Raw genomic sequence first — 18,079 nt, 5'->3', positions numbered from 1 at the left:
GCCAGGAACCGGCGGTCCTCGCCAGGAACCGGCGGTCCTCGCCAGGAACCGGCGGTCCTCGCCAGGAACCGGCGGTCCTCGCCAGGAACCGGCGGTCCTCGCCAGGAACCGGCGGCCGTCGACCGCAGTCGATCCCGACGCCGCCGAGCCCGCCCCGCGCCCCTCCCGCGGCGTGGGCCCGCCGGTTCCGTTTGTGGTCGCGCGGGGCGCCTGTTTCCGGCCGGTCGGCGCCCTCCCAGGCGGCCTGCCTCGGCCTTCTCCCGCGCCCCCGTGGCATTCCGTTTGGGTTTTCGGACCGTCAACCGGAAGACTGCACCCGTGACGTCCCGTATCCCGCGCGACTCCAGGCTTCGACTCGTCCGCCCACGACCCCTGGCCGCCGCCCCCCGAGCCGTGAACCAGCGGCGCTCGCAGCGCCCCGCCCCGCGCCCCCCGGAGGGCACCCCGGCACCCGCGGAACTGGCCAGAATGGCACGCTCCGGCCTGGCCGGGGCGGCCCGCGTCGCCCGCTGGGCCGACGCCGCCCTCGGGCCGGGCCGGACCGGGGCGACCGCCGACGGCAAGGCCACCCTCTCCGCGGCCAGCGCCCGGCGGGCGGCGGACGAGCTGGGCCTGACCACCGCTCAGGTCCGCGCCGAGTGGGACACCGCCCGCCTCGCAGGACTCATCGAGGTGCACGGTGACAGCGCCCGCCCCGGCTGGCGGCTGCGCGCCTGGGACCGCGACGACAGCGCGGTGCTGCGCGGCTGGGTCGCCCTGTTCGACGCCTGGTCGCTCGCCTGTCCGGAGCCCGACGGCCAGGAGGCCGCCGCGGTGGCCGAGGTCGTCTCGGCCATGCCGCAGGTGCTCTCCTTCCTCCAGCTCTCCGCCGGCCCCGTCCCCGTCGAACAGCTCCTCGACCTCCTCGGGCAGCGCGTCACCGAACTGCGCACCGAACGCTGCGAGGTGCCCTACGACCCGCAGCTCGAACCCGCCGGACCCCCGGCCCACGCCACGGGCCCGGGCGCCGCGGGGACCGAGGACGTCCCCCGGGCCTCGCCGGCCGCCCTCGCCCCGCTTCTCGACTGGGCGCTGCGCGCCCTCGCGTCCGTCGGCGCGCTCACCTACGGCGACGGACAGGCCACCCTCACCCCGCTCGGGAGCTGGGCGGTCTGGGTCAAGCTGGAGCAGATCTGCGTCGCCGCGCAGAGCCCGGCGGGCAACATCGAGCAGGCGGCCGAGGACATGCTGCGCGGCTGCGCCCAGCTGCGCCCCAACGCCGCCCGCGCCGAGTACCGGGCCTGGCTCGCCGCGCGTCCCGTGGGCAGCGCGATCACCGAGCTGCTGGGCGCGGCCCGCGGCGAGGACGCCCTGCTGCGCGGCCTCGCCTTCGAGGCGCTGCGGGTGGTCGGCGCCCCCGCCGAACCCGAGGTGCGGGCCGTGCTCGACGAGCCCGCGCTGCGCCCGTACGCCCTGCTGTGGCTGGCCGAGCACGACGGTGTCGACCCGGAGGACGCGCACGAGGTCCTCACCCGCGAGGAGGCCACGTGGCTGTGGGTGGACACCGCCGCCGCCGTCGCCGATCACGGTGAGTCCCCGATGCTCGTACGGCACCTGGAGTCGGCGCTGCAGCCCACCGTCCCCGCCCTGCTCGACGAGGTGCGGGCCGTCGGTCACCCCCGCACCGTGCAGGTGCTGGTCGCGCTCGCCGCCGCACACCCCGACCCCGCCCTGGCCAAGGCCGTCCGCAGAGCCGCCTTCCAGGTGCACAGGGGCGGCAGCTAACCCCTCGGCCCACCGCGGCACCGGCGGCCGGAGCCCCGCCCGCCGGTCCTCGGCACCCCGCCGGTCCTCGGCTCCCCGGGGGTCCCTGGCCCCGGGCACCCTGGCCCCCGGCGTCCTCAGCCCTGGGCCTTCGCCCCCCGAGTCCCCCCGGGGCCCGCGGCCTCTCCTGCCCGCCCCCGGGCCCCTGGGCCCTGGCCCCTCGTCCCCGGGTCCCGCCCCCGGGGCGTTCGGCCACCGGCACTTCGGCCTCCCCTGCCCCGGCCCCTGCGCCCCGACCGACCCTGAGCCCCGCCCTCACGGGGCCTCAAGCCGTCCCTGGCCCCCGGCCAGGGACCTTCAGCCCTCCATGCGCGGGGCGTACGTGCCGAAACTCCAGATGTTGCCCTCGGTGTCCCGGGCCATGTAGTCCCGGGAGCCGTAGTCCTGGTCCGTCGGGGGCATCAGGATCTCCGCGCCGTGGTCCACCGCCCGCTGGTGGTGGCCGTCCACGTCGTCCACCACCACGTAGACCCCCACCGGCCCGGCGCCGCGCATCGCCTCGTCGAAGCGGCCGCCGTGCCCCTTGGAGCCCAGCATCACCGCGCCGTTGCCCTGCACCAGCTCGGCGTGCCGGATCAGGCCGTCCTCGCCCTCGTACACGGACAGCTCGGTGAAACCGAAGGCCTCGGTGAGCTGCCGCAGGGCCGCCTTCGCGTCCGCGTACAGCAGCGTCGGGTAGATGCTGGGGCGTCCGCCGGCCGGGTACGCCATGCCGATCACTCCTTCGTGAGCGTCCTCGCCCGGGGAACCCGGTCCGCCGCCCAGTCTGGCAGCGGCCGACGGCAACGCCCCGGCATGAGCGCCGCGCCCCTCGCAAACACCCGGGAAAACCGCTTGCGCGCCCCCGTTAGACTGTTCCGCATGGCCTTTCTCCTCGCGCATTAGACGGCGGGAACGTCCTCAGCCGCCCAACCCGCCAACGACCCGCCCTGGAGTCTGTCCGTGATCTCCGCTTCCGGCATCGAGCTGCGCGCCGGTGCCCGCATCCTCATCGAGAACGCCACCTTCCGTGTCGCCAAGGGCGACCGCATCGGCCTCGTCGGCCGCAACGGCGCGGGCAAGACGACCCTCACCAAGTGCCTCGCCGGCGAGGGTGTCCCGGCCGGCGGCACCATCACCCGTTCCGGTGAGGTCGGCTATCTCCCGCAGGACCCCCGCACCGGCGACCTCGACGTGCTGGCCCGCGACCGGATCCTCTCCGCGCGCGGCCTGGACGTCCTGATCCGCAAGATGCGCGAGAACGAGCAGCGCATCGCCACCGGCAAGGGCTCCACCCGCGACAAGGCGATGAAGCAGTACGAGCGCCAGGAGACGGAGTTCCTCACCAAGGGCGGGTACGCCGCGGAGGCCGAGGCCGCCACCATCGCCGCCGCGCTCAACCTGCCCGACCGGGTGCTCGGGCAGCCCCTGCACACCCTCTCCGGCGGTCAGCGCCGCCGTATCGAGCTGGCCCGGATCCTGTTCTCCGACGCGGACACCCTGCTCCTCGACGAGCCGACCAACCACCTCGACGCGGACTCGATCATCTGGCTGCGTGACTACCTGAAGACCTACCGCGGCGGCTTCATCGTGATCTCCCACGACGTCGACCTGGTCGAGACGGTCGTCAACAAGGTGTTCTACCTGGACGCCAACCGCTCCCAGATCGACATCTACAACATGGGCTGGAAGCTCTACCAGCAGCAGCGCGAGGCCGACGAGAAGCGCCGCAAGCGGGAGCGCGCCAACGCCGAGAAGAAGGCCGCCGCCCTGCACTCGCAGGCCGACAAGATGCGCGCCAAGGCCACCAAGACCGTCGCCGCGCAGAACATGGCGCGCCGCGCGGACAAGCTGCTCTCCGGCCTGGAGGCGGTCCGCCAGTCCGACAAGGTCGCCAAGCTGCGCTTCCCCGAGCCCTCGCCCTGCGGCAAGACCCCGCTGATGGCCGAGGGCCTGTCCAAGTCGTACGGCTCGCTGGAGATCTTCACCGACGTCGACCTGGCCATCGACAAGGGCTCCCGGGTCGTCATCCTCGGCCTCAACGGCGCGGGCAAGACCACCCTGCTGCGCCTGCTCGGCGGCGTGGAGAAGCCCGACACCGGGCAGGTCGTCCCCGGCCACGGCCTCAAGCTCGGCTACTACGCGCAGGAGCACGAGACCCTGGACCCGGAGCGCACCGTCCTGGAGAACATGCGTTCGGCCGCGCCCGACATGGACCTCGTCGAGGTCCGCAAGGTGCTCGGCTCCTTCCTGTTCTCCGGCGACGACGTCGACAAGCCGGCCGGGGTCCTCTCCGGCGGTGAGAAGACCCGCCTGGCGCTGGCCACCCTGGTCGTGTCCTCGGCCAACGTCCTGCTGCTCGACGAGCCGACCAACAACCTCGACCCGGCCAGCCGCGAGGAGATCCTCGGCGCGCTGCGCACCTACAAGGGCGCCGTCGTCCTCGTCACCCACGACGAGGGCGCGGTCGAGGCGCTGCAGCCGGAGCGCATCATCCTGCTGCCCGACGGTGTCGAGGACCTGTGGGGCGCGGGCTACGCGGACCTCGTCGCCCTCGCCTGATCCCGCCGGCCGCCCCCGCTCCGCCCCCGGCTCCGGCCCTGGCCGGGGGGCTGATCAACGGCGTCTGGATCATTCGGCCCATCGGTGATCCGTCATCTGCGTGAGATCTCCTCGTACCGGGGTGTGTCGTCCACGTATTTTCCGGCCGAGCCCTTATGTGCCAAGGGCTCGGCCGTCGTGCGTCTCTGACCTGGCACTTCGCGGAACAACCCGTTCGGCGGTACGGACGGCGACGTGCGGAATTCGAGATTCCGCATGTGGGGACGCACTCCTGTCGTCACAAGCCTGTCTCACGGACCTTGCCGAATGGGTGGCCATGAGGCCCCGGAGGGGTGATCATGAGGGGACCAGAGCGCACTTCCCATGAGGAGGCACGGGTGGCCGAGACTCTGAAGAAGGGCAGCCGGGTGACCGGCGCCGCGCGCGACAAGCTCGCGGCAGACCTGAAGAAGAAGTACGACGCCGGTGCGAGCATTCGGGCGTTGGCCGAGGAGACCGGCCGCTCGTATGGCTTCGTGCACCGGATGCTCAGCGAGTCGGGCGTCACGCTCCGTGGGCGTGGCGGGGCGACGCGGGGCAAGAAGACCGCGTCCGCCTGACCGACCGCGGGCGGTCCATCGGGCTTCGACGGTGGCCACCCGGTCGGTCGACCGGCCGGCTGGGTGGTTACTGTGCAGTCACTTACGGATTCCCGTACGTCCTCGTACAGCGGTACGACCGTACGGTGTCCAGGCTGACCGCACCCACCGGAGGCGCTCCATGGCTTCGCCCGACACCGAGCACGACCTGGAACCAGTACGCGAACCAGTACTCGACACAGTTCTCGACAAGGACGGCGTACGGCTCACCGTGGACGACGCGGTCGCCACGGTGACGCTGACCAACCCGGCCAAGCGCAACGCGCAGAGCCCCGCCCTGTGGCGCGCGCTCGCCGAGGCCGGCCGGTTGCTGCCGGGCTCCGTCCGCGTCGTGCTGCTGCGTGCCGAGGGGAAGTCCTTCTCCGCCGGGCTGGACCGGCAGGCGTTCACGCCCGAAGGCTTCGACGGCGAACCCTCGTTCCTCGACCTCGCGCGCGGCGACGACGCCGCACTGGACGCGGCCATCGCCGAGTACCAGGAGGCGTTCACCTGGTGGCGGCGCAGCGACGTCGTGTCCGTGGCCGTGGTCCAGGGCCACGCCATCGGCGCCGGTTTCCAGCTGGCGCTCGCCTGTGACCTACGCGTCGTCGCCGACGACGTGCAGTTCGCCATGCGTGAGACCAGCCTCGGACTGGTCCCGGACCTCACCGGCACCCATCCGCTGGTGGGCCTGGTCGGCTACGCCCGCGCGCTGGAGATCTGTGTGACGGGCCGCTTCGTCACCGCCGAGGAGGCGGTCGCCTCCGGCCTGGCCAACCTCGCCGTGCCCCGCGACCAGCTGGACGCCGCCGCGGCCGACCTGGCCTCGGCGGTCCTCGCCGCGCCCCGCAGCGCGGTCATCGAGACCAAGGCCCTGCTCCAGGGCGCCCGGGAGCGCTCGTACGAGGAGCAGCGCGCCGCCGAGCGGCAGGCGCAGGCCCGCCGGCTGCGCGACCTGGCCGGCCTCGGCGAGTAGCCGCCCGGCGCCCCTGCCTCTCGCGTCCGCCGACGGAAGTCGCGCTCCGCCGCCCGCCGTGGTCCCTGGGGACGACGGCGGGCAGGCGTGGTCCTCCGGGACGCCGGCAGGCGGCCGGAGCGGCGCGCCGGGGGCGGACGGCGGCGGGCGGCCGGGGGCGAGACCCCCCGCCTCAGCAGCGTTCTCCGTGCTCAGAAACCGTGCCGGAACCCGCCGTCCACGGGGAGCATGACGCCGGTGAGGTAGGACGCGGCGGGGGAGAGCAGGAACGCCGCGGTGCGCCCGAACTCCTCCGGCGTGCCGTACCTGCGCAGCGGGATGCGCGACTCGTTCGCGGTCCTTGTCGCCGCCGGGTCCGCCGACAGACCGTCCAGCTCGCGCACCCGGTCCGTGTCGATGCGGGCGGGCAGCAGGCCGACGACCCGGATGCCGCGCGGCCCCAGCTCGTCCGCGAGGGACTTGGCGAACCCGGCGAGACCGGGCCGCAGACCGTTGGAGATGGTCAGCCCGGCGATCGGCTCGTGCACCGAACCGGACAGCACGAAGCCGATGACACCGCCCTCCTCCAGCTCCGCCGCCGCTGCCCGGGCCAGCCGCACCGCGCCCAGGAACACCGACTCGAACGCCGCCTGCCACTGCTCGTCCGTGTTGTCCGCGACGAACCCGGGGGGCGGACCGCCGACGCTGACGAGCACGCCGTGGAAGCCGCCGAAACGCTCGCGCGCGGCGGCGATCAGGCGCGCCGCGGCCTGCGGGTCCGCGTTGTCCACGGCCACCCCGACGGCGTTCGGGCCCAGCTCGGCCGCCGCGTCCGCCGTCCGCTGCTCGTCCCGTCCGGTGACGACCACCTTCGCCCCGTCCGCGACCAGTTCGCGGGCGGTGGCATGGCCCAGCCCGCGGGTGGCTCCGGTGACGACGTACACCCGGTCCTTCAGTCCAAGATCCATGGCCCTATCCTGCCCGGTCGCCCGCGGGCAGGGCGAGGGCGGTGTCCACCGGGCCGCTGTGGCCGAACGCCCGCGGGAAGTCGCCGAGCCGGCGGCCGGGTACGCCGGCACCGGCCGGCCGGTACTCCTCCGCCGGCAGCTCCACGTCGTGCGTGAGGGCGGCCAGCTTCCGGCCCGCCTGGGCCCGGCCGGTCAGGCGCAGCGCATCGGCGGCCCCGAACGAGCACACCGGGAAGGCGCCCTCACCGCCGGGAAGTCCGTCGACACGAGCAGCAGGGCGGCGTCCAGCTCCCGGGACCCGCACGACCGTGTGCGGGGGTGCCCCGGTCACACGGCGGCGGGCGCCCGCTACACCGCGGCGGGCTCCGACTCCTCGCGGGCGGCTTCCTCCGGGGCGCCGGTGCGGTCCCGCAGCTCGCGGCGGGCCAGGATCAGCCAGCCGACGGGGACGCAGGCGGCGAACAGCCACCACTGGACCGCGTACGGCAGGTTGATGTCGTCGACGCCGATCCAGCTCGTGTCCTCCTTGGGCGAGGGGATCAGCTCGGGGCTGCCGCCCTTCGGAGCGGGCGAGGTCAGCTCGATGTAGCCGTTGAGCACCGCCTCGGCCGTGCTGTCGCCCGAGTCCCGCAGGAGCGCACCGACCTGCTCGCTGTTGATCAGCATGATCTGGCGGTCCGGCAGGCCCTTGACGTTCTTGATGCCGCTGGCGGCCGTCGTCTGGTCCTGCATCAGCCGGCCGGTGATCGTGACGTCGCCCGCCGCCGGCGCGGGGATCTTCGGGAAGGCCGACTGCGAGGCGGGTGACGCGACCCAGCCCCGGTTGACGAGGAGGACCTTGCCGTTGTCCAGCACGAAGGGGGTCAGGACGTGGTAGCCGACCCGGTCGTCCGCGTTGGTGCGCCGGCGCACCACGAGTTCGTGCGCGGTGTCGAAGTGCCCCTTGGCGGTGACCCGGCGGTAGATGTCGTCGTGCGCGACCGACCCGCCGACCGAGGTCAGCGACTCGACGGGCACGGGCGGTGCCGCCAGCGAAGCGGTGATCACCTGGTTCAGCGCCTGCCGGTGGTCGTGGCGGTGCAACTGCCAGAAGCCCAGCCAGACCATCGTCGGGATCAGCGCGATCGCGAAGAGGGTGAGGATCACCCACTGGCGGGTCAACAGGAAGCGGTACACCCCACGACGGTACATCCCGGGCCGTGGGGCGTTTTCGGCAGGGGTGTCCTCAGACACTGTCGATGATGCCGACCCTCCCTTCCGCGCGGGCGCAGTGACCGCCGCAGTACCAGTGGCCGTCGACCTCCACGCCCTGGCCGATGATCTGCACGCGGCAGTGCTCGCAGATCGGTGCCATGCGGTGGATCGCGCAGGAGAAGCAGTCGAAGACGTGCACCGCGCCCTGGGCGTGCACCTCGAAGGTCATACCGTAGTCATTTCCGCATACTTCACATCTCGCCATGCGCCACAGGGTGAGCCGTGGCCGCCGCGCGGGCGAGCGGGCGGCGGGCGAGTCGCCCGTCAATCACCCGTACGCCCCCTCGCGCGCGGCACGCCCCTGGGCGGGCGGTACGCGCCTGGGCGGGGGGAGCACTCCTGGGTGGGGGTGCGCTCCTGTGCGGGCGGCGCGGCCCGGGGGGACGGTCCCGCCCGGGCGCAGGCGATACGTGCCTGGGCGGGCGGTACGCCTCTTCGTCCTGGTCCGCCGCGCGCCCCGTGTTCCCGGCGTGGCTCGGCCCGCCGCGCGCCCTGCGGGCGCCCCGCGCTCCCGTGGCCGCGCGCCCTCCACGGGTCCGGTGGGCGCGGTGCGCTCCCGCGGCGGCGCGCCGCCGCTCAGTCGCCGTCCGCGGGCTCCACGTCCCTCAGAAGCTGTCCGAACGCCGCCTCGTCCACCACCGGCGTGCCGTACTGGCGGGCCTTGGCCGCCTTGGACGTCCCCGAGTCCGGGTCGTTGGTGACGAGCAGACTGGTCAGCCGGGACAGGCTGGTGGCGACGTGCAGGCCGGCCTCGGTCGCCCGGTCCTCCAGCAGTTCGCGCTCGACGGAGGTGTCACCCGAGAAGGCGACCCGCATGCCCTGTTTGAGTCGTTTGCCCGCTTCATAGCGCCCGGGGTTGGGATAAGGGCAGGCGGGCCTTTTGCGGGAGGGGCGCCAACTGCCCGCCCGGTAACCGCCGTAGCCGCCGCCCGACTGCTGCCGGGGCACCGGCCGGTCCGACCACTCCGTCAGCGGACGGCACTCCAGCAGCGGCAGCCGGACGCCGCCCGCCGCCGCGGCCCGCAGGCTCGGCCGGAACGCCTCCGCCAGGACCCGCGCGTCGTCCAGCGCGTGGTGCGCCCGCTGCTGCACCACGCCGAAGTGCGCCGCCAGCGACTCCAGCTTGTGGTTGGGCAGCGGCAGGCCCAGCTCCTTGGAGAGCGCGATGGTGCACAGCCGCTGCCGCACCGGCGCCTCGCTCTTCGCGCGCGCGTACTCGCGGGCGATCATCTGCCAGTCGAAGACCGCGTTGTGCGCCACGAGCACCCGGCCGTCCAGCCGGGCCGCGAACTCGTCGGCGACGTCCGCGAACAGCGGCGCGCCTTCCAGCACCTCGCTGGTCAGTCCGTGGATCCAGACCGGCCCCGGGTCCCGCTCCGGGTTGACCAGTGTGTACCAGTGGTCCTCGACCTCGCCGCGCGCGTCCAGCCGGTAGACCGCCGCGGAGATGATGCGGTCGTCCCGGGCCAGGCCGGTGGTCTCCACGTCAACGACCGCGTATCCCTGCGGATACGCGGTCGGCCACGGTGTGGGGGAGGGCCCTGCGAGGGTGCGGTCTTCCAGCATGGTCACTGAGGATACGGGCCGTGACTGACAGCCCGGCCCCGCAGGTGTCCTCCGCCGCCCCCCCCGGTCGTCCCCGCCCGCCGTTCGTGAGCCGGTGAGCCCGTGTCCGCCGCCGGGGGCGCCGCCCCCGCGCGCTCGGGTGCAAGCCGGCGCGCGTGGACGGGAGTTCGCGCCGGTTGCGGTAGGGAGCGCGTACGGGGGCCGGCGGCTCGATGCGCGTAGGAGCGGCAGGGTGAGAAGCGCCTCCGGGCATGGCGGAGCAGGAGCGGCAGCCGGGAACCCGCGGCCGGCCGGGGTGGCTTCACCCGCACGGGCGCGGGGGGCGTGGCAGCCCCCGGGGCCGCAGCCGTGCGATCCTCCCTGCTGTGACCGAACCCACGCACGACGAGGCACACGGCGGGGCCCTCGGCTCCCGCCTCAACTGGCTGCGGGCCGCCGTCCTCGGGGCGAACGACGGGATCGTCTCCACCGCAGGCCTCGTCGTCGGTGTGGCGGGCGCGACGGACTCCCGCGCCGCGCTGCTCACCGCCGGGCTGGCCGGTCTGCTGGCCGGGTCGATGTCGATGGCCGCGGGGGAGTACGTGTCGGTGTCCACCCAGCGGGACTCGGAGCGGGCGGCGCTGGCGCTGGAGAGGCGCGAGTTGCACGAGCAGCCGGAGGCCGAGCTGCGCGAGCTGACCGAACTGCTCCAGGAGCGCGGGCTCTCGCGCGAGGTGGCCCGGGAGGCGGCCGAACAGCTCACCGCGCGGGACGCGCTGCGGGCCCACGCGCGCGTGGAGCTGGGCATCGACCCCGACGAGCTGACCAATCCCTGGCACGCGGCCTGGGCCAGCTTCCTGGCCTTCACGGCGGGCGCGTTGCTGCCGCTGCTGGCGATCGTGCTGCCGCCCGCCCACTGGCGGCTGGCGGTCACCGTGCTGTCCGTGCTGGCCGCCCTCGCCCTCACGGGCTTCAGCAGCGCGCGGCTCGGGGCGGCGCGGCCCGGCCCGGCCGTGCTCCGCACCGTGGCCGGCGGGGCGCTGGCCATGGCGGTGACCTACGCGGCGGGCGCCCTGCTGGGCGAGGTGGGGGCGTGACGCCCGCCCCGCCCCCCGCTCTCCGCGCGCGGGAGCGCGTGCGGGGAGCGGGGCGGCCGTCGACGCGGTGAGCCGCCCGCCCGAGCAGGTGCCGGGCCGACGAGCCCGCTCACGCGTCCGCTCAGGCGGCCGGCTCACACTCGAGCGGGCGCGCCCCCTGACAAGCCCGCTCGGCACCCGCTCAGGCACTGGCTCACACCCGAGCAGGCGGCCCCTCGCGAGCCCGCTCGACATCCGGGCAGGCGCCCCCTGTCGAGCCTGCTCGACACGTGCTCAGGCGCCGGCTCACACCCGGGCAGGCGCCCGCTCGCGAGCCCCCTCGGCACCCGCTCAAGCGCCCCTGCCGAGCCCGCTCGGCGTCCGCTCAAGCGCCCGCCCACGCGCCCGCTCAGGACCAACGCGCCTCGTCCGTCCCCCAGGGCCCCGGCGGCCGGGCCCAGTCGGTGGGGCCACCGGTGAAGGCGACGGGTGACCCCGCGCGGCGCAGTCTTCCGATCCGGCTGTCCGTCTCGTCGAGCCAGGGCCCGGGACCCTCGTAGGGCGCACCCGGCTCGCTCCGCACGCCGTCGGCGCGCGGCCCGGCGGAGCCCGTCAGCCATCCCGCCGTGCGGGCCAGGGCCAGCCGTACGAGCCTGCTGCCGCCCTCGTGGGACTGCTCGGTCAGCGCCCGCAGCACGGCCGCCGCCAGCAGGTAGCCCGTGCCGTGGTCCAGGGCCTGCGCGGGCAGCGCGCCCGGCTGCCCGTCCGTCCCCTCGGCCACCGCGATGCCGGTGGCGACCTGGACGAGGCTGTCGAAGCCGCGCCGCCCGCCCCACGGCCCGTACCCGCCCCACGCCGACACCTGCGCCACTACCAGACCGGGCCGCCGCTCGGCCAGCGCCTCGGGGGAGAGTCCGAACCGGTCCAGCGTCCCGGGCCGGTACCCGGTGACGACCACGTCCGCATCGGCGAGCAGGCTCTCCAGGACCGCCCGGCCGGTGGTGAGGTCCAGCGCGGCCGACCGCTTCCCGAAGTCCGTGTCCGCGTGCTGGTCGGCGAGTTCGGGCAGGTGCGGCGGATCCAGCCGCAGGACGTCCGCGCCGAGCAGCGCGAGGGTGCGGGTGGCGACGGGGCCGGCCAGGACCCGCGTCAGGTCCAGCACCCGCAGCCCGGCGGCCGGCAGCGTCACCGGGCCGTCGAGGGGGGCGAGCACGCGCGCGCGTGCCGTGTCGAGCCGGATGCGCTCGACCAGCGGCCGGGCGGCCACCTCGGCCGCCTGCGGGTGCGCCGCCCACTCCTCGGGGGTGCGCAGCGCCACGGCCAGCCCGCCGGCGGCGTACACCGTCTCCTCGACGTCGAGGGCGGACCGCCCGGCGAGCGCGGCCTCCACCGCGGCCACCGCTGCCGCCGTGCCGTCCTCGCCCTCGACCGCCCCGGGCGGCAGACCGAGGGCGGTGAGCAGCCGCGCGCGGTGGTGCGGGTAGTTGGCGTGCGTGCGCACCCAGCCGTCGGCCGTCCGCCAGAACCGTGACAGCGGCGCGAAGGAGACCGGCGCGCGCCCGTCGACGAGCAGGTGCCGTTCACTGGCGAACGCGGCCGCCACGGCCCCGTCGTCGACGCGTACGGCGGGCACCTCGGCCGGTCCGGTCCGGCGCGCCGCCAGTTCGGCGGCGGCCAGCGAGCACGCGCCCACGCACGCGCGTGCCAGGTCGCGCACGGGAAGGCGCGCGGTGAGCGCGCCTTCCCGTTCCACGAGGGTGATGCGTTCCACGAGGCCGGGGTCGCCGCCCAGCGCGGACCATGCGAACGGGATGTCAGTCATGACCGCACTATGCAGCAAGGGCCGCGTCCCCCGGCAGACCGGGCTACCTGGTCACCGCGGCCAGCGCGTCCGCCGTGCCCCAGCCGTAGAAGCCGTTGCGGTTCTTCGTGCCCTGGCACACCGCGTCGGCCTTGCCGTCCCCGTCGATGTCGTAGGGGTCGGTGCACGGCGTGGCGGAGGCCTCCGCGTACAGCAGCGCCTTCACCAGCGCGGCGGGGGCGTGCGGGTGCGTGGACTTGATGAGGGCGGCGACACCGGCGACGTGCGGGCTCGCCATGGACGTACCGGCCATGTAGCCCCACTTGCCGCCCGGCAGCGGACCGAGGATCAGTCCGCTCTGGGCGGGCGCGTCCGGCTTCTGGTACGCCGTCGAGTCGCCGCCCGGCGCGGCGATGTCGATGACGCCGAGTCCGTAGTTGGAGAACGACGACTTGATGCCCTTGGCGCCGGTCGCCGCGACGGTGACCACGCCCGGCAACTGGGTGGGGATGTCGTAGCACTTGCGCGGGTCGATCACCCGGTCGCCCGGAGTGGTGTCGTTCGGGGAGGACGGGTCCGTGATCGTACGGGCCGCCAGGTCGTAGTTCTCGTTGCCGGCCGCCGCGACGTTGACGGTGCCCTTGCGCTCGGCGTACTGCGAGGCCCGCCGGACGGCGTCCACGAGCGCCTTCTGGTCCGGGTCGTCGGTGCAGTTGAAGTACCACGGGTCGGTGTAGTAGCTGTTGTTGGTCACGTCGACGCCGTGGTCGGCCGCCCACACGAACCCGCACACCACGGCCTCGGCGTAGAAGAAGCCGTCCGGGTTGCCGACCTTGATGCCGGAGACCTTCACGCCCGGTGCCACACCGGTGATGCCGACGCCGTTCTTGGCGCCCGCGATCTCGCCGGCCACGTGCGTGCCGTGCGGGCTCTCGGAGGCGCTCGGCCGCCAGGCGCCGTCCGTGGTGTCCGGCTTGCCGGAGACGCAGTTGACGGAGGCCCGGCGGTCGAAGTTCGGGGCGATGTCGGGGTGGGTGTCGTCCACGCCGGTGTCGATGACGCCGACCGTGACGTCCGGGCTGCCGAGTGTCTTGAGGTGTGCCTTGTCCGCCTTGATGGCGGGCAGGTCCCACTGCAGGGGCTCCAGCGGGTCCTGCCCGGCGGCGGCCCTGGTGCCCGCGCCGGCCACCTGGGCGGCGGTGAGCGGCTGCGGGGTGCCGACGTCGGTGGTCGACTGGGCGGGCAGCGGCGCCGTGCGCGTGGCGCCGGCGGAGTCGACGCCGTGGACCTTGCGGATGGTGGTGGCGAAGCCGGGGTCGGCGGAGTGGACGACGATGACGCCGATGCGGTCGTACGAGGTCACGATGGTGCCGCCGGCCTTGCCGATCGCCTGCTTCACCTGCGCCGATATCCCGTGCCCGGGGCGGACGTTGACGACGTAGCTGAGCGGGGTGGCGTCCGCCCGTGCGGTGTGGGCGGCGGGCGCGGCCGGGGCCGCCGACGCTGTCGCGCCGGGCAGGAACGCCACGGCGGTGGCCATGGCCATTCCGAGCGGGAGGGCGAGGACGCGGCGAGCGCGCGGCTGGGACGCTGTCATGTGTCTGTGTCTCCAGAGTCTTTCGCGGTGGCATGGGTCAGCGGTTCGCGAGTGGTGCTCGGACGGAGGATGTGGCAGGAGCCGCACGCGCGTGGACGAAGGCGCGGACGGGCGGCGGGCCCTGTGCGCGGCCCCCTCGCCGTCGCCGTCAGGGCCGCCGGCCGGGGCACGCCCCGCGCACGCGCGCGCTGGTGTGACGGCCGGGTTCGGCGTTGACGGCGTGCGCGGCGGCGGACGGGCCCGCGGTACGGACCGCGCGGCCGGTGCCGGGCGCCGCGGGAACCGTCCCCGCGCCGCCGCGGGACGCGCCGGCCGGCGGCGGCGCGAGGGGGACGTGCGGCGCGGTCCGGTGTCCGGAACGCAGACGAGCCATGGGGTCTCCACATCATCCGGGTGCGGCACCGCCCGAGCCACGGGTACGGCTCGGGCAGGTACATGACGGGTGGTGCAGGGCGAAGCTATCCCGCCGTCTCACCGGCCAGCAATGACTTGGCAATGACTTGTCCAGGCCACTTGCCGAAAGAACTCATAGGACTTGAACCGGTCCTCGCGTGGCGCCGTGGACCTTGGACAGGGAGCCCGAGCACCATCGAGCCCCCTGTCGCATCCGCATCCGCATCCGTATCCGCTCACCGAGATCCGCACCCGAGGAGACAGACGTGGCCACCGAGACACCGCCACCCTCGAAGACCCAGTCCCCCCTCCCGTCCGCCCAGGAGTACTCCACGGTGGCCCAGAGCGCCGAGTTCGGTGAACTGCGTCGCTCCTACCGCTCGTTCGCCTTCCCGCTGACCCTCGCCTTCATCGCCTGGTACCTGCTCTACGTCCTGCTGTCCAACTACGCGGGCGGCTTCATGGGCACCAGACTCTTCGGCAACATCAACGTCGCCCTGGCCCTCGGCCTCGCCCAGTTCCTCACCACGTTCCTCATCGCCTGGTGGTACGCGCGGCACGCCGCCACGAAGCTCGACCCCAAGGCCGAGGCCATCAAGTCCCGGATGGAGGGCGGAGCATGACCCCCGCGACCCACCCCGCCGCGCACACCCTGCTCGCCGCGGGCGGCGCCGCGAGCGAGCACCGGACGCTGATCATCACGCTCTTCTCGGTCTTCGTCGCCGCGACCCTCGTCATCACCGTCTGGGCGGGCCGGCAGACCAAGGACGCCGCCGACTTCTACGCGGGCGGACGGCAGTTCACCGGATTCCAGAACGGCCTCGCCGTCTCCGGTGACTACATGTCCGCCGCGTCCTTCCTCGGCATCGCCGGCGCCATCGCCCTGTTCGGCTACGACGGCTTCCTGTACTCCATCGGCTTCCTGGTCGCCTGGCTGGTCGCCCTGCTCCTGGTCGCCGAACCGCTGCGCAACTCCGGCCGCTACACCATGGGCGACGTCCTGGCGTACCGCATGCGCCAGCGCCCGGTGCGCACCGCCGCCGGCGCCTCCACGATCGTCGTGTCGATCTTCTACCTGCTGGCCCAGATGGCGGGCGCGGGCGTCCTCGTCTCGCTGCTGCTCGGCATCACCAGCGACGGCGGCAAGATCGGCATCGTCGCGCTGGTCGGCGTACTGATGATCGTCTACGTCACCATCGGCGGCATGAAGGGCACCACCTGGGTGCAGATGGTCAAGGCCGTGCTGCTGATGGTGGGCGCGATCCTGCTGACCTTCCTGGTGCTGCTGAAGTTCGACTTCAACGTCTCCGACCTGCTCGGCCGCGCCGCCGACAACAGCGGCAAGGGCGCCGCCTTCCTGGAGCCCGGCCTGAAGTACGGCGCGACCGGGACCACCAAGCTGGACTTCCTCTCGCTCGGCGTCGCCCTGGTGCTCGGCACCGCGGGACTGCCGCACATCCTGATCCGCTTCTACACGGTCCCGACCGCCAAGGCCGCCCGCAAGTCCGTGATCTGGGCGATCGGCCTGATCGGCGTCTTCTACCTGATGACGCTCGCGCTCGGCTTCGGCGCCGCCGCGCTCATCAAGCCGGGCGAGATCATCGCCTCGAACAAGGCGGGCAACACGGCCGCGCCACTGCTCGCCCTGCACCTGGGCGGAGTGGACTCCAACTGGGGCGCCGTCCTGCTGGCCTCCATCTCCGCGGTCGCCTTCGCCACCATCCTCGCCGTCGTCGCGGGCCTCACCCTCGCCTCGTCGTCCTCCTTCGCCCACGACATCTACGCCAACGTGATCAAGAAGGGCCGGGCCACCGAGAAGCAGGAGATCAAGGCGGCCCGCTGGGCGACCGTCGGCATCGGCGCGGTCTCCATCGTCCTGGGCGCCCTCGCCCGCGACCTGAACGTCGCCGGACTGGTGGCGCTCGCCTTCGCCGTGGCCGCCTCCGCGAACCTGCCCACGATCCTCTACAGCCTGTTCTGGAAGCGGTTCACCACCACGGGCGCCCTGTGGTCGATCTACGGCGGCCTGGTCACCGCCGTCGGTCTGGTGCTGTTCTCGCCCGTGGTGTCGGGCAAGCCCACGTCGATGTTCCCGGACGCCGACTTCCACTGGTTCCCGCTGGAGAACCCCGGCCTCATCTCCATCCCGGTCGGCTTCCTGCTGGGCGTCGTGGGCACCCTGCTGTCCAAGGAGGCACCGGACCGGGCCAAGTACGCGGAACTGGAGGTGCGGTCCCTGACCGGCACCGGAGCGCACTGAACGGCACCGCAGCCCGCCGACCCGCGGCGCACCCGCCCCCGCGCGCACCGGCGCACCGGGGACGCGCGTGCCGGGCGGCGGCCGTCCCGTGGGGATCGTAGAGACCTACGACACGGCCGCCGCCCACGTCGTGGGATCGGGACCGGTGTCGCTGTCGGTTCCGTCACGTAGGCTCGCAGGAGAAGGAACACGAGGCCGAGGACGAGTGTTCCGCTGTCAGGCGAAGAGGGAGGGGGCCCACGTGCTCATCGACACCTACGGCCGGGTGGCCACCGACCTGCGGGTCTCACTGACCGACCGGTGCAATCTGCGCTGCACCTACTGCATGCCCGAGGAGGGCCTGCAGTGGCTCGCCAAGCCCGATCTGCTCACCGACGACGAGATCGTCCGGCTGATCGGCATCGCGGTCACCTCCCTGGGCATCGAGGAGGTCCGCTTCACCGGCGGGGAACCTTTGCTGCGCCCCGGCCTGACCGGCATCGTGGAGCGCGTCGCGGCCCTCGACCCGCGCCCCCGGATGTCCCTCACCACCAACGGCATCGGGCTCAGGCGCACGGCGGCGGCCCTGAAGGCGGCCGGCCTCGACCGGGTCAACGTCTCCCTGGACACCCTGCGCCCCGACGTCTTCAAGGCGCTCACCCGCCGGGACCGCCACAAGGACGTCCTGGACGGACTCCTGGCCGCCCGCGACGCCGGACTGACCCCGGTGAAGGTGAACACCGTCCTGATGCCCGGGCTGAACGCGGACGAGGCCCCCGACCTGCTCGGCTGGGCCGTGGAGCACGACTACGAACTGCGCTTCATCGAGCAGATGCCGCTGGACGCCCAGCACGGCTGGAAGCGCGAGGGCATGGTCACCGCGGGGGACATCCTCGCCTCGCTGCGCACCCGCTTCACGCTGACCCCCGAGGGCGCCGACGAGCGGGGCTCGGCCCCCGCCGAGCGGTGGATCGTCGACGGCGGCCCGCACCGCGTCGGCGTCATCGCCTCCGTCACCCGCCCGTTCTGCGCCGCCTGCGACCGCACCCGCCTCACCGCCGACGGCCAGATCCGCACCTGCCTGTTCGCCACCGAGGAGACCGACCTGCGGACGGCCCTGCGCTCGGGCGCACCCGACGAGGAGATCGCCCGCCTGTGGCGGCTGGCGATGTGGGGCAAGAAGGCCGGTGCGGGCCTGGACGACCCGTCGTTCGTCCAGCCCGACCGCCCGATGTCCGCGATCGGCGGCTGACGGCGGCCGGACGCGCGCCGGGCGTCCGGCGCGCCGGG

At 73.9% G+C, this 18,079-nt stretch carries 15 protein-coding genes and 1 pseudogene; 8 read left to right on the top strand and 8 right to left on the bottom strand.

Translation table 11 applies throughout. From position 1 onward, the window contains the following. Positions 1–468 precede the first annotated feature (468 nt). Positions 469–1,764, top strand: coding sequence for a hypothetical protein (locus tag ABZ719_RS29085; RefSeq protein ID WP_366728144.1), 1,296 nt, complete (start codon positions 469–471; stop codon positions 1,762–1,764). 336 nt (positions 1,765–2,100) lie between these two features. On the opposite strand, the gene ABZ719_RS29080 is transcribed toward ABZ719_RS29085, so the two are convergent. Next, entirely contained in the window at positions 2,101–2,514 is a 414-nt protein-coding gene (locus ABZ719_RS29080) for a VOC family protein (protein ID WP_037862111.1), read from the bottom strand. A gap of 231 nt (positions 2,515–2,745) precedes the next feature. Between ABZ719_RS29080 and abc-f the strand changes: the two genes are divergently transcribed. The 3 genes from abc-f (at position 2,746) to ABZ719_RS29065 (ending at position 5,937) form a co-directional block, all read left to right on the top strand. Further along, positions 2,746–4,344 (top strand): ribosomal protection-like ABC-F family protein, encoded by a 1,599-nt coding sequence (gene abc-f / locus ABZ719_RS29075; protein WP_366728143.1) that lies wholly within the window; start codon positions 2,746–2,748, stop codon positions 4,342–4,344. A gap of 377 nt (positions 4,345–4,721) precedes the next feature. Then, a complete protein-coding gene (locus ABZ719_RS29070) occupies positions 4,722–4,943 on the top strand; it encodes a helix-turn-helix domain-containing protein (RefSeq protein WP_037862106.1) in 222 nt (73 codons plus the stop codon). Between the two features lie 160 nt (positions 4,944–5,103). Then, positions 5,104–5,937 carry an enoyl-CoA hydratase/isomerase family protein gene (locus ABZ719_RS29065; protein WP_366728142.1) on the top strand — a complete coding sequence of 278 codons (834 nt, stop codon included), beginning with the start codon at positions 5,104–5,106 and terminating at the stop codon, positions 5,935–5,937. 191 nt (positions 5,938–6,128) lie between these two features. Here ABZ719_RS29065 and ABZ719_RS29060 read toward each other — a convergent pair whose 3' ends face one another. The 5 genes and pseudogenes from ABZ719_RS29060 to ABZ719_RS29040 form a co-directional block, all read right to left on the bottom strand. After that, a complete protein-coding gene (locus tag ABZ719_RS29060; RefSeq protein ID WP_366728141.1) occupies positions 6,129–6,884 on the bottom strand; it encodes an SDR family oxidoreductase in 756 nt (251 codons plus the stop codon). A 4-nt stretch (positions 6,885–6,888) separates the two neighbouring features. Continuing rightward, positions 6,889–7,149, bottom strand: a pseudogene (locus ABZ719_RS29055) (glycoside hydrolase family 15 protein); the annotation flags it as partial. 83 nt (positions 7,150–7,232) lie between these two features. Further along, positions 7,233–8,060 carry an SURF1 family protein gene (locus ABZ719_RS29050; RefSeq protein ID WP_366728140.1) on the bottom strand — a complete coding sequence of 276 codons (828 nt, stop codon included), beginning with the start codon at positions 8,058–8,060 and terminating at the stop codon, positions 7,233–7,235. A 49-nt stretch (positions 8,061–8,109) separates the two neighbouring features. Next, positions 8,110–8,343 carry a hypothetical protein gene (locus ABZ719_RS29045; RefSeq protein ID WP_366728139.1) on the bottom strand — a complete coding sequence of 78 codons (234 nt, stop codon included), beginning with the start codon at positions 8,341–8,343 and terminating at the stop codon, positions 8,110–8,112. Positions 8,344–8,714: 371 nt separating this feature from the next. Then, positions 8,715–9,704: a DEDDh family exonuclease gene (locus ABZ719_RS29040; protein ID WP_366728138.1), complete on the bottom strand. Its 990-nt coding sequence runs from the start codon at positions 9,702–9,704 to the stop codon at positions 8,715–8,717. A 365-nt stretch (positions 9,705–10,069) separates the two neighbouring features. Here ABZ719_RS29040 and ABZ719_RS29035 point away from each other — a divergent pair, with 365 nt between their 5' ends. Next, positions 10,070–10,780 carry a VIT family protein gene (locus tag ABZ719_RS29035; protein ID WP_366728137.1) on the top strand — a complete coding sequence of 237 codons (711 nt, stop codon included), beginning with the start codon at positions 10,070–10,072 and terminating at the stop codon, positions 10,778–10,780. A 388-nt stretch (positions 10,781–11,168) separates the two neighbouring features. Here ABZ719_RS29035 and ABZ719_RS29030 read toward each other — a convergent pair whose 3' ends face one another. Both ABZ719_RS29030 and ABZ719_RS29025 read right to left on the bottom strand, forming a co-directional pair. Then, on the bottom strand, positions 11,169–12,581 hold the full coding sequence (locus tag ABZ719_RS29030; protein ID WP_366728136.1) for a CoA transferase: 1,413 nt from the start codon (positions 12,579–12,581) through the stop codon (positions 11,169–11,171). 43 nt (positions 12,582–12,624) lie between these two features. Continuing rightward, complete coding sequence (locus tag ABZ719_RS29025) at positions 12,625–14,157, bottom strand: S8 family serine peptidase (RefSeq protein WP_366728135.1); 1,533 nt, start codon at positions 14,155–14,157, stop codon at positions 12,625–12,627. Positions 14,158–14,816: 659 nt separating this feature from the next. On the opposite strand from ABZ719_RS29025, the gene ABZ719_RS29020 reads away from it, so the two are divergent. The 3 genes from ABZ719_RS29020 (at position 14,817) to moaA (ending at position 18,041) form a co-directional block, all read left to right on the top strand. Beyond that, positions 14,817–15,173 (top strand): DUF485 domain-containing protein, encoded by a 357-nt coding sequence (locus ABZ719_RS29020; protein ID WP_366728134.1) that lies wholly within the window; start codon positions 14,817–14,819, stop codon positions 15,171–15,173. Beyond that, entirely contained in the window at positions 15,170–16,810 is a 1,641-nt protein-coding gene (locus ABZ719_RS29015) for a cation acetate symporter (RefSeq protein ID WP_366728133.1), read from the top strand. The genes ABZ719_RS29020 and ABZ719_RS29015 overlap by 4 nt, the downstream gene beginning before the upstream one ends. A gap of 241 nt (positions 16,811–17,051) precedes the next feature. Next, positions 17,052–18,041 (top strand): GTP 3',8-cyclase MoaA, encoded by a 990-nt coding sequence (gene moaA / locus ABZ719_RS29010; protein ID WP_366728132.1) that lies wholly within the window; start codon positions 17,052–17,054, stop codon positions 18,039–18,041. Positions 18,042–18,079 lie beyond the last annotated feature (38 nt).

It is taken from the genome of Streptomyces sp. NPDC006743 (genome assembly GCF_040703815.1).
Taxonomy (GTDB): Bacteria; Actinomycetota; Actinomycetes; order Streptomycetales; family Streptomycetaceae; genus Streptomyces.
This window is presented reverse-complemented; position numbering and strand designations above follow the sequence as displayed.

Excerpts from the sequence above, each read along its gene's own strand:
- ABZ719_RS29065 (WP_366728142.1), top strand. The coding sequence starts at position 5,104 with ATGGCTTCGCCCGACACCGAGCACGACCTGGAACCAGTACGCGAACCA.
- ABZ719_RS29060 (WP_366728141.1), bottom strand. The coding sequence starts at position 6,884 with ATGGATCTTGGACTGAAGGACCGGGTGTACGTCGTCACCGGAGCCACC.
- ABZ719_RS29030 (WP_366728136.1), bottom strand. The coding sequence starts at position 12,581 with ATGACTGACATCCCGTTCGCATGGTCCGCGCTGGGCGGCGACCCCGGC.
- ABZ719_RS29015 (WP_366728133.1), top strand. The coding sequence starts at position 15,170 with ATGACCCCCGCGACCCACCCCGCCGCGCACACCCTGCTCGCCGCGGGC.
- ABZ719_RS29025 (WP_366728135.1), bottom strand. The coding sequence starts at position 14,157 with ATGACAGCGTCCCAGCCGCGCGCTCGCCGCGTCCTCGCCCTCCCGCTC.
- ABZ719_RS29045 (WP_366728139.1), bottom strand. The coding sequence starts at position 8,343 with ATGGCGAGATGTGAAGTATGCGGAAATGACTACGGTATGACCTTCGAG.
- ABZ719_RS29085 (WP_366728144.1), top strand. The coding sequence starts at position 469 with ATGGCACGCTCCGGCCTGGCCGGGGCGGCCCGCGTCGCCCGCTGGGCC.
- ABZ719_RS29040 (WP_366728138.1), bottom strand. The coding sequence starts at position 9,704 with ATGCTGGAAGACCGCACCCTCGCAGGGCCCTCCCCCACACCGTGGCCG.
- ABZ719_RS29080 (WP_037862111.1), bottom strand. The coding sequence starts at position 2,514 with ATGGCGTACCCGGCCGGCGGACGCCCCAGCATCTACCCGACGCTGCTG.